We start from the raw sequence: 7,540 nt of genomic DNA, 5'->3' as shown, positions 1-7,540 counted from the left end.
GCGGCGCCCCCCAAACCTCCCCCCAATTTTTGGCGCGCCTTTTTAGCCCGCGGGCCGCGCCCGGCCCGCGCGGGGGGTTACCACCACCCCCCCCCCCCCCGCCCCGCCCGTTTTGGTGCCGCCCGGGGGGCGGCGGGTGCTGATCGTGCTGTGCGCGACCCAGATCACCAGCTGGGGCATCCTCTACTACGCCTTCCCCGTGCTCTCGACCTCGATTACCCGGGCCACGGGGTGGTCGGCGCCGATGATCACCGCCGCGTTCTCGGCCGGGCAGCTCGCCGCCGCGCTCACCGGCATCCCCGTCGGACGCATCCTAGATAGGGCCGGACCCCGCACGGTGATGACCGCCGGCTCGCTCGCCGCGGTCCCCGCCGTCATCGTCGTCGCGACCGCGGCGAACCCGGTCGTGTTCTTCGTGGGGTGGATCGCGGCCGGGACGGCGATGGGCGCGGTGCTCTACCCGCCCGCCTTCGCCGCCCTGACCCGCTGGCACGGCGAACACCGCGTGCGCGCGCTCATGATCCTGACCCTGGTCGCGGGGCTCGCCTCCACAGTGTTCGCCCCGCTCACCACCGCACTCGACACCCACACCGGCTGGCGCACCACCTACCTCCTACTCGCCGCGATCCTCGCAGCGGTCACGATCCCGGCGCACTGGTTCGGGCTGCGCGGGCCCTGGCCCGCCCCACCGCCACCGGTCACAGCCGGCTTCGACCGCCACGACCACATCGCGAAATCACCGGCGTTCCTCGCGCTGACCGCCGCACTCGCACTCGGGGCGTTCACCGCGTTCGCCGGGGTGTTCAACCTGGTCCCCCTGCTGCTCGAACACGGCTTCACCCCCACACTCGCGGCCTGGACACTCGGGCTCGGCGGGGCCGGGCAGGTCCTGGGACGGCTCGGCTACCTCCAGCTCGCCGCCCGCACCAGCCCACGCGCCCGTCTCATCGCGGTCCTGGCTGCCAGCGCGGCCACCACCGCACTGCACGGCCTCGCCGCCACCGTGACCGCGCTGATCGCGATCTCGATCGGCGCGGGGCTGGTCCGAGGCCTGACGACCCTCGTGCAAGCCACCGCGGTCACCGACCGCTGGGGCGCGACCCACTACGGGCGCCTGGGCGGGCTGCTCAACGCCCCCATCGTCATCGTCATGGCCCTGGCACCGTTCGCCGGGACCGCCCTGTCTGCGATCACCGGCAGCTACGCCCACGCCTACCTCGTCCTCGCCGCGATCGCCGCGGCCGCCGCCCTGCTCGGCGCGGCCGGCTCCCCCCGAGATATCCCGCCCGCCCCCTCTGCCATGGAGCGCAATCGATGACTTCCGACCACGACGCTATCGTCGTCGGCGCCGGCCAATCCGGCCTCGCCGCCGCCCACCACCTCACCCGCGCCGGATTGTCCACCCTCGTCCTGGAAGCCGGACAGGACACGGCAGGGTCCTGGCCGCACTACTACGACAGCCTCACCTTGTTCTCCCCCGCCCGCTACAGCGCGCTCCCGGACCGGCCGTTCCCAGGCGACCCGCAGCACTACCCGCACCGCGACGAAGTCACCGCCTACCTGCGCGACTACGCCAGCACCCTCGACGCCGAAATCCGCACCAGCACCCGCGTCACCGGCGTCGAGACCGACGGCACCGGCTTCACCGCGCACACCAGCACCGGCGCCACCTTCACCACATCCCGGCTCATCGCCGCCACCGGCGGCTTCGGCAACCCCAACCGACCGCACCTGCCCGGCCAGGAACTGTTCGCCGGTCAAATGCTTCACGCCGCGGACTACCGCAACCCGACCCCGTTCGCCGGCTGCCACGTTCTCGTGGTCGGCGCCGGGAACTCCGCAGTCCAGATCGCCACCGAACTCGCCGCCCACGCCGCCACCATCACCCTGGCCTCCCGCACCCCACCGCGGCTGGTCCCGCAACGCCCCCTCGGCCGCGACATCCACTTCTGGTTCACCCACACCGGCCTGGACACCGCACCCATCGGCCGCTTCATCGGCCATCCGCCGACCGCGCCTGTCTTCGACACCGGCATCTACCGCGCCGCGATCACCGACGACCGTCCCCGCACCCGGCCGATATTCACCACGCTGACCCGCGACACCGCCCGCTGGCCCGACGGCAGCGAAACCCCCGTCGAGGTGGTCATCACCGCCACCGGCTACCGCCCCGACCTGGGCTGGCTGGCCGGGCTCGGCGCGCTCACCACCTACAGAACGCCACGACACCATGGCGGGTTGTCCACCACTCACCCCGGCCTGGCCTACCTCGGATTGGAGTGGCAGCGCAGCCTGTCCTCCGCGTCGCTGCGCGGAGTCGGACGTGACGCCGCACGAAGTGTCGCCAGTCTGCGGCGGCTGCCCGAACCCGCACGCGCCTGAGCAGGCGGCTACTGCCGTTCGGTTTGCCTCTGCTGAGTACTGGCGCCGATGAACTCGGCGAACTCCCCGGGGTGGGCGATTGGGAGCAGCGCGTTCTGCAGGTCATGCGGCGGGGTGTTCGTCGCCGGATCGCTGCTGTGGGCTATGGCCGCCGACGGGTTCCGGCCCGACCGCTGGGACGTGATCGGCGCGGTGATCTGCCTGGTTGGGGTCGCGATCATCATGTATGCGCCCGCATCGCCTGAGATGCCGGCCGCTTAGCGCGGGCCCGACTCGGCCGGGCGACAGTTCAGGCGGCCCAACGGCCGGGTCACGGCGGCACCGATCCGGGGAAGCCGGATCATCCTCGCTTGGCCGCCGACGGCGACATTGCCCACGTGCTCGGGCTGTTCGGTGCAGTAGTGCGCGACGTGTCGGGCCAGCCGCAGGAACTCGGCGTCGGAGCCGTCGAAGGACGTGAACCGGCCCACGGGCACCTCGGGCAGGATCAGAGTTCCTGCCCGCGTTTCGGTCTTTCGGGTGAAGTTCGTGCGGGAGGACACCGAGATCCTGGTGGCCCGGCCGTAGGGGTTGAAGAAGTACGTCCACGCGGTGGTCGGGCCGAGCTGGTCCTGGCCGTGCTGCTCACCCACCTCACGCCACAGCTTCGGCAGCATCGACTCCGCCTCGGCGATCACCGCGGCCACCGACCGATGCGGACCGGCGGCGATCGCGGCCAGCCACGGTTCGACGACATTGGCGGTGCCGGTGCCGGCAACGATGAACTTCCCGCCCGCGGGTGCCCAGCACTTGGTGAAGTGCGCCCCGATGGGAGCGCCTGCGGCGAATGTGTCCATGACGACGGTGATCTCGTCATCGGTCAGGTACGAAATCAGCAGCGTCACGACCGGCAGGTTAGCCGGGCCCACCGACAGCATCGTGTGCTCGGGCGGCGGCCTGCTGGTCGTGATCGCGCAGCAACCGCATGACGGTGGCCGGGGAGGGGTGCTGGCCCTTCTTCTTGCCCTTGGTGATGACCAGGCGTGCGGCGATGTCGCGCAGGCTGTGATTGCTCTCACGCAGGTGCAGCGCCATCGACAGCATGGCCTCATAGGCCACGGCGGCGCCGCCGATGGTCTTGCCGCGCGCGGGCGGATTCGTGGCCTTCGAGGGTGCGGTCGCGGATGTACTCGCGTTCCATCCCGGACAGGGCGGCCAGCACGGTGAACACCACCCCGGACGGGTCGTGGGAACCCTGCAGCTCCCCGGTGAGGAGTTCCAGGCCGATGTCGCGGGCCTTGAGCTGCTCGGCCAGCTCGATGCCACGGCCGAGGCGTTTGTGTTCGTGCACGACCACGGTGACCTCGGCGCCGGAAGCGCGGACCTCGCGCGCGAGCGTGACCGCGTGGTCGAGTTCGGGGCGGGTCTGGGCGCGGGTGGAGATCTTTTCCTAGAAGATCCGCCCGATCCCGGCCGCGCGCAGGGAATCGAGCTGATTGTCCAGGAATTGACGCACCGTGGAGGCGCGCGCGTAGCCGATGCGCACGTGCGCGCCGGAGTCGGTGACGGCCGCGGCCGGGCGCGGCAGCTCGGTCCTTACCGAGCCGGGCTTGCGCACTGCGGGGGTCGTCACGTTGAGCGCCTTGGCGAGCGATGGCGCCAGCCGGAAGCGGGCGGTGTGGTAGCTGATGGCGACCTTGTCCTTGCCGGTGCGGCACGGCGACCCGGCCGGGGCGGCGCAGCTCGCCGTTGGCGAGGCTCTGGCTCACTTCCGGTGGTGGGGTATGCGGGGGTGACGGCACGATACCTCAGTGGTCGATGTGAATGATGTTGCTGGGCTTATGTTTTCGGGGCTATCGCCGCTGGTCATCGAAGGCGTATCGGATGAGGGCGGGCGGATTGTGGTGTCGGCTCGGACGGCTCCTGGCCCGGCCGGATGCCCGCGGTGTGGGGCCCGGTCGGCGAAGGTCCACAGCTATCACCATCGGAGGGTTGCGGACCTGCCGATCGACGGTCGGCTGGTCGTCGTCGGGGTGCGGGTCCGGCGGCTCACCTGCGCCACACCGCAGTGCTGCAGGACTTTCCGTGAGCAGGTCCCCGGTGTGCTCGAACGCTACCAGCGACGCACCCTCCGGCTGACCAGCCAGGTGCAGGCGGTGACCCGGGAGTTGGCCGGGCGGGCCGCGGTCCGGCTGCTGGCCGCGCTGCCCGTTCCGGTGTCCCGCCACACTGCGGTGCGCATGCTGCTACGAATCCCGCTTCCGGTCCGACCGGTTCCTCGTGCGGTGAGCGTGGACGACTTCGCACTGCGTCGCAGCCACCGCTACGGCACAGTCCTGATCGACGCGGTCACCCACGAACGAATCGACGTCCTCGGCGACCGGAAGACAGAAACCCTCGAGGCGTGGTTGCGTGACCGGCCCGGTATCGAGATCGTTGTCCGCGATGGATCAGCCACCTACGCCGAAGCCATCCGCCGGGCCCTGCCCAGCTCGATGCAGGTCAGCGACCGCTGGCATCTGTGGCATGGACTGGTCCGCTCGGCGGAGAAGGTGGTCGCCGCACACAGTCGATGCTGGGCAGGCGCCGGACCGAAACGGCGAACCCTGGTCCGCGAGACCACCACGCTGCAACGCTGGCACGCGGTCCACAACCTTCTCGATCAGGGTGTCGGTCTGCTCGACTGTTCCCGACGGCTCGGGTTGTCGCTCAACACGGTGAAACGTTACGCCCGCACCACAGAACCCGACCAGCTCCGTCGCCCACCGCAATATCGCGCCTGCCTGGTCGACCCCTACCGCGACCACCTCCGCCGACGTCGCAGTGAGCAGCCCGGCGTCCCGGTACTGCACCTGTTCAACGAGATCAAGGCCCTCGGCTACACCGGCGGCTTGAACCTGCTGCACAAATACCTCAACCAAGGCCGCGCCGAAAGCGCGCGGCTCACTCCCTCGCCTCGGCGGCTGACCTCGTGGATCATGAGCCGGCCCACTGATCTACCCGCGCAGCGCCGCTCCCATCTGGGCGAACTTCTCGCGTCGTGTCCGGAGATGACCGCGCTGGCCAGGCTTGTCGGCGAGTTCGCAATGATCATGGCCAAGCGGCGCGGCACCGAACTCGACGCCTGGATGACGCAGGTCCGCGAGGCCGGGCTGACCGAGCTCGACCCGTTCCTTCGCGGCCTCGAGCAGGACCACACAGCGGTCATCGCCGGTCTGACCCTGCCCTACAGCAACGGTCCGATCGAGGGCGTCACCACGAAAACCAAGCTCATGAAACGACAGATGTATGGTCGGGCCGGCTTCCGGCTACTCCGCCACCGCATCCTGCTGGGATAACCGGCTACCACCGGAAGTGAGCCAGAGCCGTTGGCGAGATAGTCCCCGCGCGGGTCTCGAGTTGGGTGCGGTCGGGGTCGAGAGCGAGAGCGGCGAGGGTATGGCCGTGGCAGCGCTGCGGTGCGCACCAGCAGCCGAGGACTTTGCCGACGGGTTCGCCGTCGCGGAGGCGAGCGAGTAGGTCGGGGCGTCGGGTGAGGTGTCGGGCGTGGGCGTCGATGACGTTGTCACGGTCGCCGTCGCGTCCGAGGAGGTAAGGGTTGCCCCAGTCGGTGGCGCGGTCGATGCGCACGAACAGTTCGCGACGGCGGGACCAGTCGATCAGGTGCGCGTGCCGGTTGGCGGCGCGCATCGACACCACGACCGGAGCCGGTCGCCAGGATGGTCGCCAGTTCGGTGATAGTTATGTGCGCCGGGTCGGTGCGGAGGTTGTTGGGGGGCACGGTGGCGTTCCTGTCGTCGGGAGTGGTGAACCGGTGCCCCCCGGGAGGCGGCCCCGCGGGGGGGCCGGGGAAAATGGGGGGAGGGGGGGCGGGGGCGGGGCGGTGGTTGTTGGGGGGCCCGGTGGCGTTCCTGTGGTCGGGCGTGGTTAACCGGTCCGCCGCGGACGGCGGCACCGCGGCGGACCGGTGAACAAGGGACGAAGGACTCGAGCGTGGGTCAGGCTGCTGTCGTGCGGCTGGTGGGGACGAGCCCGAGGTCGATGCGGCAGTGGGTGCAGTAGTTGTCGGCGTGGACGATGCCGTCGCGGGCGCAGGCGTCGCAGCGTCCGATGCGCTGCCCGGCCCCGAGCGCCGAGCTGCGGCGCGGCCGTCGCGCGGCGGGAGCACGGCGAGGGGCCGGGGCGGGCTGGTCGAGGTTGGCAGCCATCCATCGGGTGATCAACCGCCAGGTCGGTCCCGTGTTTGCGGCAGCGCCACGGACGCGGTCGAGCAGGGCACGCGCCTGTCGGGGGTGAGTGGCGGCGATGTGGGCGCAACGGGACTCGACGTAGGAGCGCAGACCGAAGCCTATGGGCAGGGCCGGGATGGCGGGGTGGCTGTCGGCGCGGCAGACGTCGCAGAGTCCGTCGTCGCTGACGGGGACGCCGTCGTGGTCGTGGAGGGGGCGGCGGTCGCGTGAGGGGCGGTCGATCCAGCAACCGACGCACGGCCACCCGAGGTAGGGGGTCATGGCGGCGAGGTCGTAGTCCAACCCGGAGCCCTGCCAGGTCGACTCGGGTGCGTCGAGGTCGCTGTAGGGCAACACGATGTCGTAGTCGGAGGGAACCGAGATCCCGGTCCGGCGTTCGGCGAAGCGGCTCTGGTCGGCGGGGGTGATCCGCGGCGGCAGCTGTGGTCGGCTGCAGCGGACGTGTGCCCGTCGTCCGTGAGAGGACGGTTCGGGTTTGGTGTCGTGTTCGCGCAGGAATTCTCGCGCTGCGTTGTCGAGTTCGGTGTGGCGGTCGTTGTGGCCGGTGTGGCGTTCGGGGATCGACGGGGCGAGCAGGTGGCGGTCGGCTTCGGTGTAGCAGTCGGCGACGTGGAGGAAGTAGCTACGGTCCCACAACTCGGCCTGCACATGTGCCCACACCTGGCCCGCCGCTTTCCTGGGGTCGGCGATCGGCGGGGTGCGGTCCTCGTCGGCCGGGGTGTCGATCGCGAACAGCCGGTGCGCGGCGTAGCTGGCGTAGTCGCGTTCGCGGCGTTCGGTCACCTGCAGGTCGCGGTCACGGTGGTGCAAGCTCACTGTGCCGGTCGTGGGGGCGGGGATGCGGGCGCGGCGGGCGTCGACCGCGTCGGCGCGGTAGCGGGCGGCGTGGGGCGTGGCGGTGGGGGGGGGGGGGGGGCGTTGGCGGTGGG

Annotated in this window: 9 protein-coding genes and 2 pseudogenes; 4 read left to right on the top strand and 7 right to left on the bottom strand. The window is 70.8% G+C overall.

Annotated features, from left to right (window positions below; genetic code table 11):
- Positions 1 to 136: 136 nt before the first annotated feature.
- From QH283_RS01390 to QH283_RS01380, 3 genes and pseudogenes are all read left to right on the top strand, one after another.
- Entirely contained in the window at positions 137 to 1,318 is a 1,182-nt protein-coding gene (locus QH283_RS01390; protein WP_280501198.1) for an MFS transporter, read from the top strand.
- A complete protein-coding gene (locus QH283_RS01385; protein WP_280501197.1) occupies positions 1,315 to 2,382 on the top strand; it encodes a flavin-containing monooxygenase in 1,068 nt (355 codons plus the stop codon). The genes QH283_RS01390 and QH283_RS01385 overlap by 4 nt, the downstream gene beginning before the upstream one ends.
- Before the next feature lie 108 nt (positions 2,383 to 2,490).
- Positions 2,491 to 2,643, top strand: a pseudogene (locus QH283_RS01380) (hypothetical protein); the annotation flags it as partial.
- On the opposite strand, the gene QH283_RS01375 reads toward QH283_RS01380, so the two are convergent.
- From QH283_RS01375 to QH283_RS30260, 5 genes and pseudogenes are all read right to left on the bottom strand, one after another.
- Positions 2,640 to 3,266 carry a hypothetical protein gene (locus QH283_RS01375; RefSeq protein ID WP_280501196.1) on the bottom strand — a complete coding sequence of 209 codons (627 nt, stop codon included), beginning with the start codon at positions 3,264 to 3,266 and terminating at the stop codon, positions 2,640 to 2,642. The pseudogene QH283_RS01380 and the gene QH283_RS01375 sit on opposite strands and share 4 nt — an antisense overlap.
- A gap of 10 nt (positions 3,267 to 3,276) precedes the next feature.
- Entirely contained in the window at positions 3,277 to 3,480 is a 204-nt protein-coding gene (locus QH283_RS01370) for a hypothetical protein (protein ID WP_280501195.1), read from the bottom strand.
- The gene (locus tag QH283_RS01365; protein ID WP_280501201.1) at positions 3,470 to 3,805 is read right to left on the bottom strand and encodes a recombinase family protein; all 336 of its coding nucleotides are present in this window, start codon (positions 3,803 to 3,805) and stop codon (positions 3,470 to 3,472) included. The genes QH283_RS01370 and QH283_RS01365 overlap by 11 nt, the downstream gene beginning before the upstream one ends.
- Positions 3,806 to 3,811: 6 nt before the next feature.
- Positions 3,812 to 3,994, bottom strand: coding sequence for a hypothetical protein (locus QH283_RS01360; RefSeq protein WP_280501194.1), 183 nt, complete (start codon positions 3,992 to 3,994; stop codon positions 3,812 to 3,814).
- Positions 3,995 to 4,090 (bottom strand): annotated as a pseudogene (locus QH283_RS30260) (zinc finger domain-containing protein); the annotation flags it as partial. It abuts the gene before it with no gap.
- 112 nt (positions 4,091 to 4,202) lie between these two features.
- Here QH283_RS30260 and QH283_RS01355 point away from each other — a divergent pair.
- Positions 4,203 to 5,699 carry an ISL3 family transposase gene (locus QH283_RS01355; RefSeq protein ID WP_280501200.1) on the top strand — a complete coding sequence of 499 codons (1,497 nt, stop codon included), beginning with the start codon at positions 4,203 to 4,205 and terminating at the stop codon, positions 5,697 to 5,699.
- A gap of 4 nt (positions 5,700 to 5,703) precedes the next feature.
- Here QH283_RS01355 and QH283_RS01350 read toward each other — a convergent pair whose 3' ends face one another.
- A complete protein-coding gene (locus tag QH283_RS01350) occupies positions 5,704 to 6,051 on the bottom strand; it encodes a DUF4326 domain-containing protein (RefSeq protein ID WP_280501199.1) in 348 nt (115 codons plus the stop codon).
- 308 nt (positions 6,052 to 6,359) lie between these two features.
- The coding region (locus QH283_RS01345; protein WP_280501193.1) for a hypothetical protein at positions 6,360 to 7,540 on the bottom strand (1,181 nt) is incomplete at its 5' end.

The organism is Nocardia farcinica, from assembly GCF_029867845.1.
GTDB lineage: Bacteria > Actinomycetota > Actinomycetes > Mycobacteriales > Mycobacteriaceae > Nocardia > Nocardia farcinica_A.
Note: the sequence above shows the minus strand (reverse complement) of the source record. Positions and strands in the feature narration are given on the sequence as shown.

Excerpts from the sequence above, each read along its gene's own strand:
- QH283_RS01385 (WP_280501197.1), top strand. The coding sequence starts at position 1,315 with ATGACTTCCGACCACGACGCTATCGTCGTCGGCGCCGGCCAATCCGGC.
- QH283_RS01355 (WP_280501200.1), top strand. The coding sequence starts at position 4,203 with ATGTTTTCGGGGCTATCGCCGCTGGTCATCGAAGGCGTATCGGATGAG.
- QH283_RS01350 (WP_280501199.1), bottom strand. The coding sequence starts at position 6,051 with ATGCGCGCCGCCAACCGGCACGCGCACCTGATCGACTGGTCCCGCCGT.